The sequence below is a fragment of the Azospirillum sp. TSO22-1 genome, from assembly GCF_003116015.1.
GTDB lineage: Bacteria > Pseudomonadota > Alphaproteobacteria > Azospirillales > Azospirillaceae > Azospirillum.
In genome coordinates, this window is the sequence record NZ_LGQZ01000093.1 from 1 (window position 1) to 16436 (window position 16436).

The window sequence follows — 16436 nt, forward strand, 5'->3', positions numbered from 1 at the left end:
CGCCGCGGCCGTCGTACTGGTCCTTGTGGGCGATCTGCCAGGAATCCTCGTCCACGTAGAACTCGCGCTTGGCGTAGAGGTGCCGCGCGCCGGGCTTCAGCGTCGCCTCCACCACCCATACCCGGTGCAGCTCGTAGCGCACGAGGTCCTGGTTGATGGTGTTCTCCTTGATGATGTCCGAATACTTCAGGCTCTTGTCGGTCAGCTTGTAGTTGTTATAGGGGATGATCATCTCCCGCTTGCCGACCAGCTTCCAGTCGTAGCGGTCGGGGGCGCCGTTGTAGCCCTCGTAGTCGTCCATGGTGCGCAGGCCGTCGGTACCGGTGCCCGGGCTGTCGTACGACACCGAGGGGGCCCGCAGCACCCGGCGCTGGCCGGGATTGTAGGTCCAGGCCAGGCGGGAGTCCTTCACCTGATCGAGCGGATCGTGCACCAGGATCGCCTCGCCGGCGATGCTGGAGGGCGCCGTCACCAGATTCAGATAGTAGTGCAGGCGGTTGGGCTCCGGGTTGCCAAGCGTGCTGGCGCGCCCGTACCACTCGGTCCGGCGCAGCGGCGTGAAGCTGCCGTTGGTGTGCACCGGGAACTCCGTGCCGAAGCGCTGGTAGGTGCCGCCGCGGTAGCGCATGACGTGGTTCCACATCACCTCCACGCCACTTTTCGGCACCGGGAACGGCACCGCCGTGGAGCTGATGTTGAGCACGCCGTTGCCGCCGTCGGCGAGCTGCGCGGCGACACCCTCCGCCTTGACGGCGTCGTATTCCTTCTGTGGCAGCGCGGCGGTGCGGTGGGTCGGGTACACCTTCATCGTGTAGGACGGATAGCGCTTCAGCAGCGCGATCTGCCCCGGCGCCAGCTTGTCCTTGTGCTGGTCGGCGTTGGCCGCGGTGATGGTGTAAAGCGGCTGTTCCGACGCGTAGGGGTCGGCGTAGCCCTTGGCCGGGTCGAAGCCGGCCGGCGGCTTGGTCAGGCCGCCGGTCCAGGCCGGGATGGTGCCCGCCTTGTTGCCGGCCGCTTCCGCACCCATCGGCGTCAGGTCCTTGCCGAGGCGGGCGGCGTCCTGCGGAGTCATCTCGGCGGCGGCGAAGCCGGCCGTGCCGAGGACCAGCGCGACGGCGACCGGCGCCGTGAACATCGAAGTGCGTCGCATGGATCGTCGTCTCCTGCTTAGAACGTCATGCCGACGACCAGGGCCACGTAGGCACGGTCGCGCTGTGGGTCGTACTTGGCTTTCTGGTTGTAGGCGCTGAGCGTCAGGTCGGCGTAGTAACGCTGCAGCAGGTCGGCGCGCAGCCCGAGGCCGACGTTGACGCGATCCTTGACGAAGGTGCCGTCCGGCGACACACCGCCGACATCCCAGGCCACCGAGAGGCGCGGCGTCAGGTTCACGCCGGCGAACACGTCCGGGTAGGTCAGCGACACCTGCGTGCGCAGACCCCAGGAGTTCGACGTGGCGAAGCCGTCCGCGCCGCAGTAGTCGACCACCGTGGTGCCGCAGGCCGTGGTCGCGCTGCCGGCGCGGCCGAAGCCCGGGGAACGGCCGTAGCGGGTCGAGGTGTTCGGATCGCCGATGCCGCTCCAGTGCTGGAACGCCACCTCGCCCAGCAGGCGCAGGGAGTCCGCCCCCATCACGTTGGGGAACGACTTGATGGTCGAGACCTGGATCTGCGTCTTGTCCTTCAGGTCGTAGCCGCGGATGACGCTGCCGAGCGGGCGCGACTTCAGGTAGCCCAGCGGCCCGGTGCCGCTGGACACGCCGGCCACCAGGTCGCTGGTGTTGATCTGCACCGGCACGTCGGTGGCGTGGCTGATCTCCGACGAGACGCTCCAGCCGCCGATCTCGGTGGCGGCGCTGGCGCCGTAGACCCGGATGTCCTCTGCCGAATAGTCCTCGAAGTACTGCGCGGCGTTGGACGGCAGGCTGTACAACGAGTTGCGCACCGTGGACGGCGAACGCACCATGCTGAAGATCGGGCTGCGCGCGTGGTACTGCGCGTAGTACAGGCCGAAGTCGGTGCCGATGCCCGAGGCGAAGTAGCGGCCCGCCACGCCGAACTGCCCGCTGTCGCGCGGCTCCTGCCGGCCGGCGTTGCTCATGCGGGCGTTGAGGCCGCGCAGCGCCGGGATGCCGTTGTAGCCCTGGACGTCGCCGAACGGCGCCGGGGTGATGTTGGCCGCGACGTTCGAGCAGTTGAGGATGTCGCTCGGGCTCCAGAAGGTGCCGCAGCCCTCGAAGGTCGAATGCTTCCAGGCGAACTGGTAGAAGCCCTCGACGCTGAAGCCGTCGCCCAGGCCGGCGTTGAAGGAGATCTGCGGGACCGGCAGCAGGATCTCCTTGATCTGCGCGCCGGGGCGGCGGGCGGCGCTGCCGTCCACGATGTTGTACTGGTTGACGCCGGCGACGAACAGGCTCTCGCCCCAGTTCACCACATGCTGGCCGGCCTTCACCGCGACCGAGCGGTCGCCGCCCAAGCCGATGTCGCCGAAGGCGTAGGCGTCGAGCAGCTGGGCGCCCTTGAACTTCGACAGCGTGTAGAAGTCGCTGTCGTTCAGCCGCGAGCCGGCCCGGTAACCGTTCGCCGAATGCCCGAAATCAACGCCCTGGCGCTCGGTAGCGGCGTCGTACCACGCCTTGCCGCGCAGGAAGACGCCGTAGCCGTCGCGGCTGACCTGCACCTCGCCAAGCGCCTTGCCGAGCGCCGAATAGAGGTCGCCGCGCCGGTAGTTCAGGTTGCCGTCGTCGGTGGTCGTGCCGTCGCCGCGCCCGCCGTTGCCGCGCGCCACCAGCGCAGCGTCGGGGTTGCGCAGCCGCATCGCCGCTCCCACCGAGAGGTCGAGCGCGGTCTGCGCCTCCCACCCGTCACCCAGCGCAAAGGTCTCGGCCTGCGCCGGTGCGCCCAGCGCCCCCAGCAGCCACAACGCCGACCCGCACAGCAGCCCGGCCGCCGGGCGCCTCCCCCACCGAAGCATGAACCGATCCCCCCTCATCGCAAAAAGCCTCCCCCTTGTCCGTGTTCTTCCGTGCGGTCAGACGACCCGCACCTGGTCGAGGAACCGGCCGACCTCGCGGCGCAACCGTTCCGATTGGCCCGACAGGTCGTCGGCCGCGTGCAGGACCCGGCCGGCGGCGGTGCCGGTGTCGTTCACCGCGCCGGCCAGCGTGGTGCTGTGCGACGACAGCCGGCCGATGCCGGTCGCCACCTGCTGGATGTTGCGGGCGATGTCCCGCGTTGCCGCGCCCTGCTGCTCGACCGCGGCGGCGACCGCCGTGGCCACCTGATCGATGTCGGCGACCATGGTCGTGATCGCGGCGATGGCATCCACCGTGCCGGCGGTGGCCTGCTGGATGGCGCCGATCTGCTGGGCGATCTCCCCCGTCGCCTTCGAGGTCTGATGCGCCAGCGCCTTCACCTCGTTCGCCACGACGACGAAGCCCTTGCCGGCCTCGCCGGCGCGTGCCGCCTCGATGGTGGCGTTCAGCGCCAGCAGGTTGGTCTGGTGGGCGATGCGGTTGATCAGGTCGACCACGCGCCCGATGGTCTGCGCGGACTCCGACAGCGCCTGCACCATGCCGTTGGTGCGCCCGGCCTCGGCCACCGCGCGGCCGGCCATGGCGGTGGACTGGGCGACGCGCTGCCCGATCTCGCCCACCGAGGCCGACAGCTGCTCGGCCGCCGCGCTGACCTGCTGGACGTTGTGCACGGTGTCCTCGGAGGTGGCGGAGAAGGCGCACAGGTGCCGGTTGGCGCCGTCGGTGGTCTGCGCCATGCCGGCGGCGGCGGCGTGCAGGTCCGCCGCGGCGGCCGACACGACGTCCACCACGTGCTGCACACTCTCCTCGAAGCCGTTGGCCAGTTCGGCCAGCATCCGGCCCTTCTCGTGCTCGGCGTCCTGCTTGGCGCGTTCCTGCTCCACCTGGAAGCGTTCCATGGCGAGCGCGTTGTCCTTGAACACCGCGACCGCGCGGGCCATGGCGCCGATCTCGTCGCGCGCGGTCTGCGCCGGGATCTCCACACCCTTGTCGCCGGCCGCCAGCGCCTCCATGGTGCGGGTGATGCGGCGCACCGGGCGGATGATGCTGCGCGCGATCACCCAGGCCAGCGCCAGCCCGAGCAACTGCCCGGCCACCGCCAGCGCGATCAGCAGCGCTTGGCCCTGCCCCATGGTGGCCTCGTTCTCCGCCTGGAGACGCGTCAGGTTGCCCACCGCCGTCTCGCGCAGCGCCTGGCCGGAGGCGATCAGGCGGCGACCGGTGACGCGGACCAGCGCGTCGGCGGCGAGGTCGGCGGCGTCCGCGGCGGCGGTCACCGCCTCCAGGCGCCGCCGCGCCTCCGCCATCGGGGCGGCCAGGGCGGGCGCCGTGGCGGCGGCCTCAGCCAAGGCCTTGCGCACCGCGTCGGCGTCGTCCTCCATCTGCTCGGCCTCGTAGCGTTCGAGCAGCAGCGGCAGTTTGGCGAGCACCTCGCGCACCCCGGCCGGGGCTTGGTCGGCCGCCGCCTGGAGACCCGGCAGCAGCTCGTCCAGGATGAGGGCACGGCGGCGGGTCTTGGCCTCGACGACGCGCGCGAACTCCGCCTCGAACTGGCGGCGGGCCGCGGTCAGCTCGTCGAGCGGCGCGGCAAGCCCGGCGGCACCGGGGCGCGTGCGGATGGCGGCGGCGGTCGCGTCGAGGCGCTGGCCGACGTCCCGGGCGGTGGTGCGCTCCAGCTCGCGGCCCGAGGCGGCGTAGTTCTGCGCGGCGCGCATCAGGATGCCGATGTCGGTCTGCACCTCCATGGCGGAGATCGCCACCTCGGCCACCTCGCCGTAGGAGACGAACTGCTCGCGCGCCATGCCGAACCCGACCACCCCCGCGGTCCCCATCGCCGCCAGCAGGGCCAGCACCGACAGGAAGCCGGCAAAGATGCGCGTCGATACGGCAAGCTTTTCCAAGACCATGTGTCGCCGCCCCCAGAGGACGAGGTTGTTTCAGGACGAGGCAGGCCGGTCGCGCCGGCGGGAGCCGGCGCGCGGTCGCACGCGTCGTGGTGATGCCGGAAGCCCCGGCCGCGCCTCACGCCGGCCGGACGGCGTGGACCGTCGCTAGAATCCGTGCGCCATCGTTCCCCCTGATTTCCCCTTGCCGGCCACGCCGTCCCCCACGGCGGCGCGGACGCGTTCCTCGTCGATCAGCGTCTTCTTCGACAGCTTGCCGACCGCGGTCTTCGGCAGCTCGGCGCGCAGCTCAATGGCCTTCGGCATCTCGATGCGCGACAGGTGTCCGGACAGGAAGTCCTTGAGACCCTCCGGCGTCGCCTCCGTGCCGTCGCGCAGGCGCACGAACGCCTTGGGCGCCTGCCCGCGGTAGCCGTCGGGGATGCCGATGACGATGCACTCGGCGACGGCCGGGTGCTGGTACAGCGCCTCCTCGATCACCCGCGGATAGACGTTGTAGCCGCCACACAGAATCAGGTCCTTGATGCGGTCGGTGAGGAAGACGTAGCCGTCCTCATCCACCCGCCCGACGTCGCCGGTGCGCAGGAAGTCCCCGACGAAGATGTCCGCCGTCTCCTCCGGCCGGTTCCAGTAGCCACGCATGACCTGCGGCCCGCGGACGCACACCTCGCCGTGCTCGCCCGGTCCCGCCGTCCGGCGCGGGTCGTCCACGGCGCGGATCTCCACCATCGTGCCCGGCAACGGCACGCCGATCGAGCCGGCCTTGTTGACGCCGCGCACCGGGTTGCAGGTGGCCACAGGCGAAGTCTCCGACAGGCCGTAGCCCTCGACCAGGGTGCAGCCGGTGACCGCCTCGAACCGTTCCTTCACCTCCAGCGGTAGCGGCGCGCCGCCGGAGATGCAGCAGCGGATCGACGACAGGTCGCAGCCCGGCTGCTGCGCGGCGGCGATCAGCGCGGTGTAGATGGTGGGCACGGCGGGGAAGAAGGTCGGCCGCTTGACCGCGATCCGCTTCACCACCTCCTCCAGCTCGAAGCGCGGCAGCAGGATCAGCTCCGCGCCCGAATGGATGGCCAGGTTCATCGCCGCGGTCATGGCGAACACGTGGAACAGCGGCAGCACGCCGAGCACCCGGTCTTCCCCCGGCGGGCCAGCGAGCCAATAGGTCACCTGCGCGGCGTTCACCGAGACGTTGGCGTGCGTGAGCGTCGCCCCCTTCGGCACGCCGGTGGTGCCGCCGGTGTATTGCAGCACCGCCACGTCCTCGGCCGGGTCGATGTCCACCGGGGCCGGTGCGCCGTCGTTGTCGATCAGGCGGCCGAACGGAATCAGGTGGGGATCGTCGGACGGTGGCGTCACCGCGGCGCCGGTGAAGGACGGGAACAACGTGCAGCCGTCCGACACGATCCCGGCGACGGGGCAGACCACGACCCGCTCCAGGCACGAGGCGCCCAGCTGCGCCGCCACCCGCCCGAGCAGGCAGCGCTCGTCCAGCGTCAGCATGACGGTGGTGCCGGAATCCTCGATCTGGTGGCGCAGTTCCCGCTCCACGTAGAGCGGGTTGTAATTCACCACGATGCCACCGGCCTTCAGGATGCCGTAGTAGCCGATGACCGAATAGGGCGTGTTGGGCAGGCACAGCCCGACCCGCGTGCCCTTGCCGACACCGATGGCCTGCAGACCACGGGCGACGCGGTCGACCAGCCGGCCGACCTCGGCGTAGCTGTAGGATGTGCCCAGGAAGTCCAGACACGGCCGGTCAGCGAAACGCGCCACCGCCTCGTCCAGCAGGCTGTGCATCGGGCGGCCCGACAGGGCGGGCAGCGGACGCACGGGGTGCCCCTGCATCGCGTCGTTCATTCGTCCTCCCCTGCTTGGTGCGCCCGCCGGTCGTTTCGCGCCACGGGTCGTTCGTTTCGCCAAGCGGGACGGGGTCGGGATTGCGCCCGGTCCGCCCTCGGTGCGCGGCAGCGCCGCTCACGCCTGACGTATAGGTCACATTACTGATTTTCTCAAGAACAAATTAAAGTTCACTTTATGTCAAAGCCGGCCTGCTCAGAACGTCAGCGCCGTGGGTCGGCGATCGTTCACGATGTCCTCCATGCGGATCTTCACGCCGACCCGGCTGTCCGGGTGAGTGAGGATGTAGAAGCGCCCAGCGCGCACCGCCTCGAACACCGCGTCGGCGACGGATTCCGGTGCGATGCCGGCCTGCACGGCCTGGAACACCGCGTGCCCCACCTTGCGCGACTGCGGACTCATCCCGGCGAGGCCGGTGTGCTCGCCGGCGCGGTTGCGCTCGGCCTCGACGATGCGGGTCTTCACCCAGGACGGGCAAAGGACCGAGACGCCGATGGGCGCGCCGCGGAGCGACAGGTCGTGATGCAGCCCCTCCGACACCGTCACCACGGCGAACTTGCTGGCGTTGTAGGCGGCCAGCGCCGGCATCGACAGCAGCCCGGCGATGGAGGCGGTGTTGACGATGTGCCCGGCCTCGCCGCGCTCCAGCATGCGCGGCACGAAGGCGCGCAGGCCGTTGGTGACGCCGTAGAAGTTGACGCCCATCACCCAGTCCCAGTCCCTGGGCGTGGTCTCCCAGACGCTCTTGGCCAGAGCGACGCCGGCGTTGTTCACCAGCAGGTGAACGGCGCCGTAGTGGCCGAAGGCGGTGTCGGCCAGCGCGTCCACCTGATCGGCGTCCGCCACGTCGGTGCGCACGGCCAGCGCCTCGACTCCCGCGGCGGCGAACTCATCGGCCAAGGCACCCAGCGCCCTGGCGTCGATGTCGGCCAGCACGAGCTTCATCCCCTCGGCCGCCGCCCGGCGGGCGATGGCCTTGCCGATGCCCTCGGCGGCACCGGTGACGACGGCGACCTTGCCGGTCAGATCCTGCATCCCTTCCCCCATCATTCTTCCGCGACCTTGAGCACGAGCTTGCCGAGGTTCCCGCCGCTGAACAGCGTCAGCAGCGCCTCCGGGAAGCTCTCGAACCCCTCGACGACGTGTTCGCGCGATTGCAGCTTGCCTTCCGCCATCCAGCGGGCGAGGTCGCGCACCGCCTCGCCGTAGCGGTCGGCGTAGTCGAAGACGACCATGCCCTCCATGCGCGCCCGGTTGACCAGCAGCGACAGGTAGTTGCGCGGCCCCTGCACGGGCGTGGTGTTGTTGTATTGCGAGATGGCGCCGCAGATGACGATGCGGGCGTGGCGCGCGAGGTTGGCCAGCGCGTCATCCAGGGTATCGCCGCCGACGTTGTCGAAGTAGACGTCAATGCCCTTCGGGCACGCGCGGCGCAGCGCCACCTTCACATCCTCCGCCTTGTAGTCGATGGCGGCATCGAAGCCGAGTTCGTCCACCACGTACCGGCACTTGTCCCCGCCGCCGGCGATGCCGACGACGCGGCAGCCCTTCAGCTTGGCAATCTGCCCGACCACGCCGCCGACCGCGCCCGCGGCGCCGGACACGACGACCGTGTCGCCGGGGGTCGGCCGGCCGACCTCCAGCAGGCCGAAATACGCGGTCATCCCCGGCATGCCGAGCGTGCCGAGGAACACCGGCAGCCGCGCCAGCCGCGTCTCCACCCGGGTAAGGTGCTTGCCCGGCAGGCAGGCGTAGTCCTGCACGCCCAGGCTGCCGGTCACCGTGTCGCCCACCGCGAAACCCGGATGGCGCGAGGCCACGACGCGCCCGGCGCCGCCGGCCCGCATCACCGCGCCCAGTTCGACCGGCGGGATGTAGGACTTGCCCTCGTTCATCCAGCCGCGCATGGCGGGGTCGAGCGACAGGTACAGCGTCCTCACCAGCACCTCGCCCTCGGCGGGCCCGGGTATCGGCTCGGTGGTGAACTGCCAGTCGCTCCGCCTCGGCAGGCCGACCGGGCGGGCGGCGAGGCGGAACTGGCGGTTGGTCTCGGTCATGCGCATCCCTCTTCCCTCAGGCGATCAGGTAGCCACCATCAATGGTCAGGCAGGTCCCGGTGGTATAGCTGGCGGCGTCGGAGGCGAGGTACAGCACGCCCCCCGCCATCTCGTCCGGCCGCGCGACGCGGCCCATCGGCACGTGCGCCAGCACTTGGTCGAGGATCGGCTTGTTCCGGATCAGCGCCGCGGCGAACTTCGTGTCGGTGGCGCCGGGCAGCAGCGCGTTGACGCGCACGCCGGACGGCGCGCACTCCTTGGCGAAGGCCTTGGTCATCGAGACCACCGCCGCCTTGGTGATTGAGTAGATGCCCTGCGCCGCCGCCGGGATCACCGCGTTGACCGAGGCGACGTTGACGATGCTGCCGCCCCCGTTCCGCGCCATCAGCCTGGCGCCGCCGGCCGACATGAAGAAGTAGCCGCGGATGTTGACGTCCACCGTCTTCTGGAAGGCGGCGAGGTCGGTGTCGACGATGGAACCGAAATACGGGTTGGCGGCGGCGTTGTTGACCAGGATGTCGAGTCGGCCGTGCCGCTCCTCGATGGCGGCGAAGGCTCCCGTAATCTCGTCCATCTCGCCGATGTGGCAGGCCAGCGCCTCGGCCGAGCCGCCCGCCGCGGCGATGCTCCCGGCGACGGCCTGGCAGCCGTCGAGCTTGCGGCTGGAGACGATCACGTGCGCCCCGGCGGCGGCCAGCGTGCGGGCGATCGCCTCGCCGATGCCGCGGCTGGCGCCGGTCACCAGGGCGATCCGGCCGGTCAGGTCGAAGAGGTGCGTGCGGTCCATGGTGTCCTAGCGGTAGGTGAAGAGGCTGGCGTCGCCCATCGCTTCCAGATGCGCGATGCCGTTGAAGGCGCCGAGGCCCAGCCGGCTGCGGTCGTGCAGCAGCTTGCTGACGGCGGTGTTGTGGATCATGGCGGTGAGCGCCACCGTGCGGTCGTCGCTGAGGCCCAGCGCGTGCTGGCACAGCACGGCGATCGGCCCGCCCGAGGTGAACACCCAGGCGTTCTGCGACGGCGGCGTGCGGGCGACGACGCGGCGCATGCCCTCGACGCAGCGCGCCTTGAAGGCGCCCCAGCTCTCGCGGTAGTCGCCGTCGTGCCGGCCATCGGTCCAGCGTGCGACGGCCTCGACGAACACCGCCTGGAAGGCGCGCTGCGGCTGCGTCTGGCCGCGCAGGAAGGCGGCCAGCCCGGCGGGCGTGCCGAGGTCGGCGCGGTGGGCGCCCAGCACGTCGAGGTGGTCGAACTCGTCGAAGGCGGCGTCCTCCTCGACCTCGGGCGGCGGTTCGCCGGGCTCCCGCCACGTCGTCAGGCATTCCTCGGCGGTCTCGCGATGGCGGCGCAGGCCGCCGCGCACGAACAGGCCGCCGCTCTGCCCGGTGGCGCGCAGCCACTTGCCGAGCGCCGCCGCCTGCGTCCGCCCGACGCGGGAGAGCCGGTCGTAATCCTCCGACAGCAGGCCGGCTTGCCCATGGCGGACGAGGAACAGCGCCGCCATCGCTCAGGCCGCCGCCATGACGGCGCGGCAGCGTCGCTCCAGCACGCCAACCAGCGCGCCGAAGGTGGCGAACTGCGGGTTCGCGGCGTTGCCCTGGGTGTAGCGCTGGTAGATCTGCTGGGCGATGACGGCGAGGCGGAACAGGCCGAACACCATGTAAAAGGCGAAGTCGTCCACCCGCCAGCCGGTCCGCTCGCCGTAGTAGGCGACGACCTCGTCGCGGGTCAGCATGCCAGGCAGGTGCGTCGGCTGGCGGCGCAGCGCCTGGAACTCCGGCTCGTCGTCCGCCTGGATCCAGTAGGCGAGCGCGCCGCCCAGGTCCATCAGCGGGTCGCCAAGCGTCGCCATCTCCCAGTCCAGCACGCCGACGACCGTCAGCGGGTCGGCGGCGTCCAGCACCACGTTGTCGAAGCGGAAGTCGTTGTGGATGACGCGGATCGCCACCTCGCCGGCCGGCATCCGCTCGGTCAACCACGCCATGACCGCGGCGAAGTCGGACACGTCCTCGGTGCGGGCGCGGCGGAAGCGCTCCTGCCAGCCCTCCACCTGCCGACGCACGTAGCCCTCCCCCTTGCCGAGCTGGGCCAGGCCCGGAGCGGCCGGGTCCACCTGATGCAGTTCGATCAGCTTGTCGATGACGTTCAGGCATAGCCGGCGGGTGTCGGCGACGCTCAGCGTCAGGCCCGACGGCAGGTCGCGGCGCGGGATGATGCCGGCGATGCGCTCCATCACGTAGAACTCGCACCCCAGCACCGCCGGATCGCGGCACACCGCGACCACCTTCGGCACGGTCGGGTAGACCGGCGCCAGCGCGCGCTGCACCTCGGCCTCGCGCACCATGTCGTGGGCGCCCTTGGCGCGCGCGCCGAAGGGCGGGCGGCGCAGGATCAAGTCGCGGCCGGGATAGCGCAGCAGGTAGGTGAGGTTGGAGGCGCCGCCGGCGAACTGGCCGGCCTCCGGTTCGCCGTGCAGCGCGGGGTCGATGCCCTTCAGGAAGGCGTCCACGGCCGCGAGGTCGAGTTCCTCGCCCTTGCGCACCCGGCCGGGTTTGTCGAGCAGATCCATCGAAAATCTCCTAGCGGGCGGCGGCGAGTTCGGCGGCGAAGGGCTTCAGCGCCAGCTTGGCGATCAGCGCGCGGTGCACCTCGTCCGGCCCATCGGCGAGGCGCAGGACGCGCGCCGCGGCGAACATCCCGGCCAGCGGCACGTCGTCGGACACGCCGGCGCCGCCATGCATCTGGATCGCCTGGTCGACCACCGTCTGCGCGACCGAGGGCGCCACCACCTTGATCTGCGAGATCTCGCTCATCGCTCCCTTCACCCCGACGGTGTCCATCATCCACGCCGCCTTCAGCGTCAGCAGGCGGGCCTGGTCGATGGCCATGCGGGCGTTGGCGATCACGTCGCCGTTGCCGCCCAGCCGGGCCAGCGGGGCACCGAAGGCGGTGCGGGTCAGCGAACGGCGGCACATCAGCTCGAACGCCCGCTCGGCGATGCCGATGGCGCGCATGCAGTGATGGATGCGTCCCGGCCCCAGGCGGCCCTGCGCAATCTCGAAGCCGCGGCCCGGCCCGGCGATGACGTTGGACAGCGGCAGCCGCACGTCCTCGAAGGTGACCTCGCCGTGGCCGTGCGGCGGGTGCAGATCGCCGAACACCGGCAGCATGCGCCGCACCGTCACGCCCGGCGCGTCGAGCGGCACCAGCACCATGGAGTGGCGGCGGTGCTTCGGCGCCTCGGCGTCGGTCAGCCCCATGAAGATGACGAAGCGGCAGTGCGGGTGGCCGATGCCGGTGCTCCACCACTTGCGCCCGTTCAGCACGATCTCGTCGCCCTCGACGATGGCCGTGGCGCGCATGTTGGTGGCGTCGGAGGAGGCGACCTCCGGCTCGGTCATGCAGAAGGCGGAGCGGATGGCGCCCTCCAGCAGCGGCGTCAGCCAGCGCTCCTTCTGCTCGGGCGAGCCGTACTGGACCAGCACCTCCATGTTGCCGGTGTCGGGCGCGGCGCAGTTGAACACCTCCGGCGCGATGAAGGAGCGGCCGGTCAACTCGGCGATCGGCGCGTAGTCCACGTTGGACAGGCCGGCGCCGTGCTCCTCGTCGGGCAGGAACAGGTTCCACAGGCCGGCGGCCCTGGCGCGCGCCTTCAGCTCCTCCATCACCGGCGGCTGGGCCCAGGGGTCGGGCGCGGAGCGGATCTGCTCGTGGTACAGCGGCTCGGCCGGGATGACGTGGTCGGCCATGAACGCGGCGACGCGGTCGATGAAATGCCGGGCCTTGGCGGAGTGGGCGAAGTCCATGGATTCGGGTCGCTTTGTGACGGATCGGGCATCAGCCCTTGCGCAAACTTTCCGTCACACGGCACAATGAATCAAATGATGAGTCTTCATGCAGAACCATAAGCATGGTGCATATAAACCGGCTCGACCTGAACCTGTTCGTCGTCCTCAACGCCATCTACACCGAGGGCAACATCACCCGCGCGGCGCGCAGCCTGAACCTGACGCAGCCGGCGCTGAGCCACGCGCTCGGCCGGCTGCGCGCGGTGTTCGACGACCCGCTGTTCGTCCGCCGGGGCAGCGCCATGGCGCCGACGCCGCTGGCGCGTTCGCTGATCGGTCCGGTGCGGCAGTCGCTCAACACGCTGACCGCCAGCGTGCAGCAGTGCCGCAGCTTCGACCCGGCCTCGACCCGGCGCAGCGTCACCATCGGCGTGCGCGACGTGCTGGAATCGAAGCTGCTGCCGCCGCTGACCGGCCGGCTGAAGGCGGAAGCTCCGTTGATCGACGTGTCCTCGGTCCGCGCCGACCGGCGCGAACTGGAATCGGAACTGGCGGCCGGATCACTGGACATGGCGGCGGACGTGCTGCTCACCCTGTCCAACGCGGTGCGGCGCACGCTGCTGCTGCGCGACACGCTGGTGGTGGTCGCGCGCGAGGAGCATCCCGTCCTCGCCGAGGGGCTGGACCTGGAAGGCTACCTGCGGACCAGCCACGTGCTGGTGTCGTCACGCCGCAAGGGCGGCGCCCTGGAGGACCTGGAGTTGGCCCGCATCGGCCGCAGCCGCCACGTCGCGTTGCGCTGCCAGCAGTACGACGCGGCGTGCCGGGTGGTGGCGGAGAGCGACCTGCTGCTGACCATGCCGCAGCACTACGCGCAGGCCGCCAACCTGACCCTGCCGAACCGGGTGCTCCCCGTCCCGTTCCCGGTGCCGACGCTGGACGTCTACCTGTACTGGCACGAGACGGCGGAGCACGATCCGGCCAACCGTTGGCTGCGCGGGGTCCTGCTGGAGCTGTTCGCGGCTACGAATAGCGGATCGTGATCGCCGCCGCGGCCTTGAGGGCGCGCTCCCGCGCCTCGTCGAGCGTCGCCCCGGCGGCCAACGCCACGCCCATGCGGCGGTTCTTGCGCGTCGTCGGCTTGCCGAACAGGCGCACGTCGACGTCATAGTCGGGCGTGCCGTGCGTCAGCGCCTCCGCCAGCCCCTCGATGGCGAAGCGCTCCGCCTCGCGGTCGGCGAGGATCACCGCCGACGCGGACGGGCCGTGCACGTGGATGCGCGGGATCGGCAAGCCCAGGATGGCGCGGGCGTGCAGGTCGAATTCCGAGAGGTTCTGCGACAGCAGCGTCACCATGCCGGTGTCGTGCGGGCGCGGCGACAGCTCGGAGAAGACCACCTCGTCCTTCGTCACGAAGAACTCGACGCCGAAGATGCCGTAGCCGCCCAGGTTGTCCACCACCTTGGTGGCCATCGCCTTGGCGTCGTCCAGCAGGAGCTGCGGCATGGCGACCGGCTGCCAGGATTCCTGGTAGTCGCCGCGCTCCTGCCGGTGGCCGATGGGCTCGCAGAACAGCACGCCGTCGCGGGTGCGGACGGTCAGCAGGGTGATCTCGTACTCGAAGGCAACGAACTCCTCGACGATGACCTTGCGCCGGTCGCCGCGCATGTTGGCGACGGCGTACTCCCAGGCGGCTTCCAGTTCGTCCGCCGTGCGCACGGTGCTCTGGCCCTTGCCCGACGACGACATCACCGGCTTGATGACGCAGGGCAGGCCCGTGTGCTCCGCCCCCGCGCGGACCTCGTCGAGGCTCTCGGCGTAGCGGTAGCGCGAGGTGCGCAGGCCGAGTTCGGTGGCGGCGACCTCGCGGATGCGGTCGCGGTTCATGGTCATCGTCGCGGCGCGGGCGGAGGGGACGACCGTCACCCCGGCATCCTCGAACTCGTGCAGCACCTCGGTGCGGATCGCCTCGATCTCCGGGACGATGAAGTCCGGGGCGTGCTTGGCGATGGCGGCGCGCAGGGCCGCCTCGTCGAGCATGGAAAACACCTCGCACCCGTCCGCCACCTGCATGGCCGGGGCGTTGGCGTAGCTGTCGCAGGCGACGACCTCGCAGCCCAGGCGCTTGGCCGAAATGACGAACTCCTTGCCGAGTTCGCCCGAGCCGAGGAGAAGGATCTTGGCGGTGGACATGTGCGGGGCTCCTGCGGCAGGCGGTGGGGGCGGCAGCATCGTCGCACGCGGCCCGTTTGGCAACCCCCCGCGGCCGCTCAGCAGCCGTGGCCGCCGCCGTAGTCGTTGCGCGGCGGCGATGCCCAGCCGCGCGGCGACGCCTTGGGCCGGTAGACCTCGACCAGCAGGGGATGGCAGGCCGCCGTGTCGCTCGAATGCTCTGCGCTGCAATCGCCGCCCGGGCAGGCGGAAAGCGCGCCCAGCAGGTCGATCTCGGCGAAGAACTCCAGGAAGTCGCCGGGCCGCACCGGGCTGGCCTTCATGAAATACTGCCCGGTGTCGCGGGTGAAGCCGGTGCACATGAAGACGTTCAGCACGTCGTGCACCGCCGGCTCCACTTCGGCGCACGGACGGGCCAACCGGCCGGCGAGCGCCCGCGTCAGGTTGGAGTGGCAGCAGTGGTGATAATCCCCGCCCGCCAGCAGCCGGTGCGTGTAGGGGTCGCAGCGCGTCCCGATCACGTCGTGTACCGAGCCGCCCCACTCGTCGAAACCGTACCAGTCGAGCGTGTCCTCGGTGATCGTCGCCATCGGCCGCAGGTGCGGCAACGCCGACCACAGCCGGTCGCCGGTGGACAGGTGCGTGCCGTGCAGCGCCCGCGTCTTGCCGGAGAAGAAGCGCTCGCTCAGGTCGCCGGCCGCCCAGAGGTTGAGGTCGCCGACCTGCGGCCCCTCGACGCTGACGATGCGGAAGAAGCAGCCCGCCGGAACGCCGAAGCAGCGCGCCTCGCGCGGCGGGACGAGCACTTCGGCCATCTTCTCCCAACCGTCGCGGGCCGCGCGGTAGGCCGCGAGGTCCGGCGGCGCGAGGGTGTCCACGGGGTAGCAGATCACCGGCCGGACGGCCCGGCGCCTCTCCGCGTCCGCAGGGGCCGGATGCCCGGGGTGATCGAGCTTCATGGGGCGCTCCCGACGGCGGCCTTGAGGAAGGCGAGGCCGGCCTGCGCGCCGGCCGGCGTGATGGTGTGGTCGACGCCGGGCTCGATCCGCACGTCGACGCTGAAGCCGGCGCCGCGCAGCGCCGCGGCGGCCTGTTCGGTCTCGCGCACGGGGATGACCGGGTCGGCGGCGCCGTGCACCAGCAGAAGCGGGGTCGTGGCGGCAACGCCCGGCGCCGGCGGACGGGACAGCCGCCCGGCGTAGGCAATCACCGCCGCCGGCCGCCAGCGCCCGGAGGCGACCGCGTCCAGCGACATGATGGAGCCCTGCGAGAAGCCGACGAGGATCAGCGCCTCCGGCGCGACGCCCGCCCAGGCCAACTCCTCCGCCAGCACGCGGTCGAAGGCCGGCGCCGCGGCGGCGACGCGCTGCGGCCGGTTCGCCTCGGTGACGCCGGTGACGCTGAACCACTGCCGGCCGAAGGGCGCCTGATCGAACGGCTCCGGCGCGTCCGGGAAGCTCATGGCGGCGTCGGGAAGTGCGGCGCGCCACAGGTCGGCCAGCGGCGCCAAATCGTCGCCGCGGGCGCCGACGCCGTGCAGGAACATCACGAGGCGCTTTGCGGCCCCGCCGCCGGCCGGCGGCAAGCGATGCGACGGTGCGGACCGGTTCATGCTCTTTCTCTCCCC

General features: G+C 71.0%; 14 protein-coding genes. 1 reads left to right on the forward strand and 13 read right to left on the reverse strand.

Going from position 1 to position 16436, the window contains the following annotated elements; genetic code table 11:
- The 10 genes from TSO221_RS23170 to TSO221_RS23215 all read right to left on the reverse strand — a co-directional run.
- A partial coding sequence (locus TSO221_RS23170; protein ID WP_109120909.1) for a DUF1329 domain-containing protein occupies positions 1 to 1150 on the reverse strand: 1150 nt, incomplete at its 3' end.
- A gap of 17 nt (positions 1151 to 1167) precedes the next feature.
- Complete coding sequence (locus tag TSO221_RS23175; protein WP_158284193.1) at positions 1168 to 2970, reverse strand: DUF1302 domain-containing protein; 1803 nt, start codon at positions 2968 to 2970, stop codon at positions 1168 to 1170.
- A 57-nt stretch (positions 2971 to 3027) separates the two neighbouring features.
- Complete coding sequence (locus TSO221_RS23180) at positions 3028 to 4938, reverse strand: HAMP domain-containing methyl-accepting chemotaxis protein (protein ID WP_109120890.1); 1911 nt, start codon at positions 4936 to 4938, stop codon at positions 3028 to 3030.
- A 144-nt stretch (positions 4939 to 5082) separates the two neighbouring features.
- Positions 5083 to 6795 (reverse strand): long-chain fatty acid--CoA ligase, encoded by a 1713-nt coding sequence (locus tag TSO221_RS23185; protein ID WP_109120891.1) that lies wholly within the window; start codon positions 6793 to 6795, stop codon positions 5083 to 5085.
- 195 nt (positions 6796 to 6990) lie between these two features.
- Positions 6991 to 7830 (reverse strand): SDR family NAD(P)-dependent oxidoreductase, encoded by an 840-nt coding sequence (locus TSO221_RS23190; RefSeq protein ID WP_109120892.1) that lies wholly within the window; start codon positions 7828 to 7830, stop codon positions 6991 to 6993.
- 11 nt (positions 7831 to 7841) lie between these two features.
- Positions 7842 to 8852 (reverse strand): NADP-dependent oxidoreductase, encoded by a 1011-nt coding sequence (locus tag TSO221_RS23195; protein WP_247878199.1) that lies wholly within the window; start codon positions 8850 to 8852, stop codon positions 7842 to 7844.
- A gap of 16 nt (positions 8853 to 8868) precedes the next feature.
- Positions 8869 to 9639 (reverse strand): SDR family oxidoreductase, encoded by a 771-nt coding sequence (locus TSO221_RS23200; protein WP_109120894.1) that lies wholly within the window; start codon positions 9637 to 9639, stop codon positions 8869 to 8871.
- A 6-nt stretch (positions 9640 to 9645) separates the two neighbouring features.
- The gene (locus TSO221_RS23205; RefSeq protein ID WP_109120895.1) at positions 9646 to 10353 is read right to left on the reverse strand and encodes a histidine phosphatase family protein; all 708 of its coding nucleotides are present in this window, start codon (positions 10351 to 10353) and stop codon (positions 9646 to 9648) included.
- A 3-nt stretch (positions 10354 to 10356) separates the two neighbouring features.
- Positions 10357 to 11418: a phosphotransferase family protein gene (locus TSO221_RS23210; RefSeq protein WP_109120896.1), complete on the reverse strand. Its 1062-nt coding sequence runs from the start codon at positions 11416 to 11418 to the stop codon at positions 10357 to 10359.
- Between the two features lie 10 nt (positions 11419 to 11428).
- Positions 11429 to 12655 carry an acyl-CoA dehydrogenase family protein gene (locus tag TSO221_RS23215; RefSeq protein ID WP_109120897.1) on the reverse strand — a complete coding sequence of 409 codons (1227 nt, stop codon included), beginning with the start codon at positions 12653 to 12655 and terminating at the stop codon, positions 11429 to 11431.
- A gap of 104 nt (positions 12656 to 12759) precedes the next feature.
- On the opposite strand from TSO221_RS23215, the gene TSO221_RS23220 reads away from it, so the two are divergent.
- The gene (locus tag TSO221_RS23220; protein WP_247878200.1) at positions 12760 to 13680 is read left to right on the forward strand and encodes a LysR family transcriptional regulator; all 921 of its coding nucleotides are present in this window, start codon (positions 12760 to 12762) and stop codon (positions 13678 to 13680) included.
- On the opposite strand, the gene purT is transcribed toward TSO221_RS23220, so the two are convergent.
- The 3 genes from purT to TSO221_RS23235 form a co-directional block, all read right to left on the reverse strand.
- Complete coding sequence (gene purT, locus TSO221_RS23225) at positions 13661 to 14830, reverse strand: formate-dependent phosphoribosylglycinamide formyltransferase (RefSeq protein ID WP_109120898.1); 1170 nt, start codon at positions 14828 to 14830, stop codon at positions 13661 to 13663. The genes TSO221_RS23220 and purT overlap by 20 nt on opposite strands.
- Positions 14831 to 14907: 77 nt before the next feature.
- Positions 14908 to 15768: a DUF1989 domain-containing protein gene (locus TSO221_RS23230; RefSeq protein ID WP_109120899.1), complete on the reverse strand. Its 861-nt coding sequence runs from the start codon at positions 15766 to 15768 to the stop codon at positions 14908 to 14910.
- Positions 15765 to 16421: a prolyl oligopeptidase family serine peptidase gene (locus tag TSO221_RS23235; RefSeq protein WP_109120900.1), complete on the reverse strand. Its 657-nt coding sequence runs from the start codon at positions 16419 to 16421 to the stop codon at positions 15765 to 15767. The genes TSO221_RS23230 and TSO221_RS23235 overlap by 4 nt, the downstream gene beginning before the upstream one ends.
- Positions 16422 to 16436 lie beyond the last annotated feature (15 nt).

Coding starts and splice junctions, on each gene's coding strand:
- TSO221_RS23175 (WP_158284193.1), bottom strand. CDS start 2,970: ATGCTTCGGTGGGGGAGGCGCCCGGCGGCCGGGCTGCTGTGCGGGTCG.
- TSO221_RS23180 (WP_109120890.1), bottom strand. CDS start 4,938: ATGGTCTTGGAAAAGCTTGCCGTATCGACGCGCATCTTTGCCGGCTTC.
- TSO221_RS23185 (WP_109120891.1), bottom strand. CDS start 6,795: ATGAACGACGCGATGCAGGGGCACCCCGTGCGTCCGCTGCCCGCCCTG.
- TSO221_RS23190 (WP_109120892.1), bottom strand. CDS start 7,830: ATGCAGGATCTGACCGGCAAGGTCGCCGTCGTCACCGGTGCCGCCGAG.
- TSO221_RS23195 (WP_247878199.1), bottom strand. CDS start 8,852: ATGACCGAGACCAACCGCCAGTTCCGCCTCGCCGCCCGCCCGGTCGGC.
- TSO221_RS23200 (WP_109120894.1), bottom strand. CDS start 9,639: ATGGACCGCACGCACCTCTTCGACCTGACCGGCCGGATCGCCCTGGTG.
- TSO221_RS23205 (WP_109120895.1), bottom strand. CDS start 10,353: ATGGCGGCGCTGTTCCTCGTCCGCCATGGGCAAGCCGGCCTGCTGTCG.
- TSO221_RS23210 (WP_109120896.1), bottom strand. CDS start 11,418: ATGGATCTGCTCGACAAACCCGGCCGGGTGCGCAAGGGCGAGGAACTC.
- TSO221_RS23215 (WP_109120897.1), bottom strand. CDS start 12,655: ATGGACTTCGCCCACTCCGCCAAGGCCCGGCATTTCATCGACCGCGTC.
- TSO221_RS23220 (WP_247878200.1), top strand. CDS start 12,760: ATGGTGCATATAAACCGGCTCGACCTGAACCTGTTCGTCGTCCTCAAC.
- purT (WP_109120898.1), bottom strand. CDS start 14,830: ATGTCCACCGCCAAGATCCTTCTCCTCGGCTCGGGCGAACTCGGCAAG.
- TSO221_RS23230 (WP_109120899.1), bottom strand. CDS start 15,768: ATGAAGCTCGATCACCCCGGGCATCCGGCCCCTGCGGACGCGGAGAGG.
- TSO221_RS23235 (WP_109120900.1), bottom strand. CDS start 16,421: ATGAACCGGTCCGCACCGTCGCATCGCTTGCCGCCGGCCGGCGGCGGG.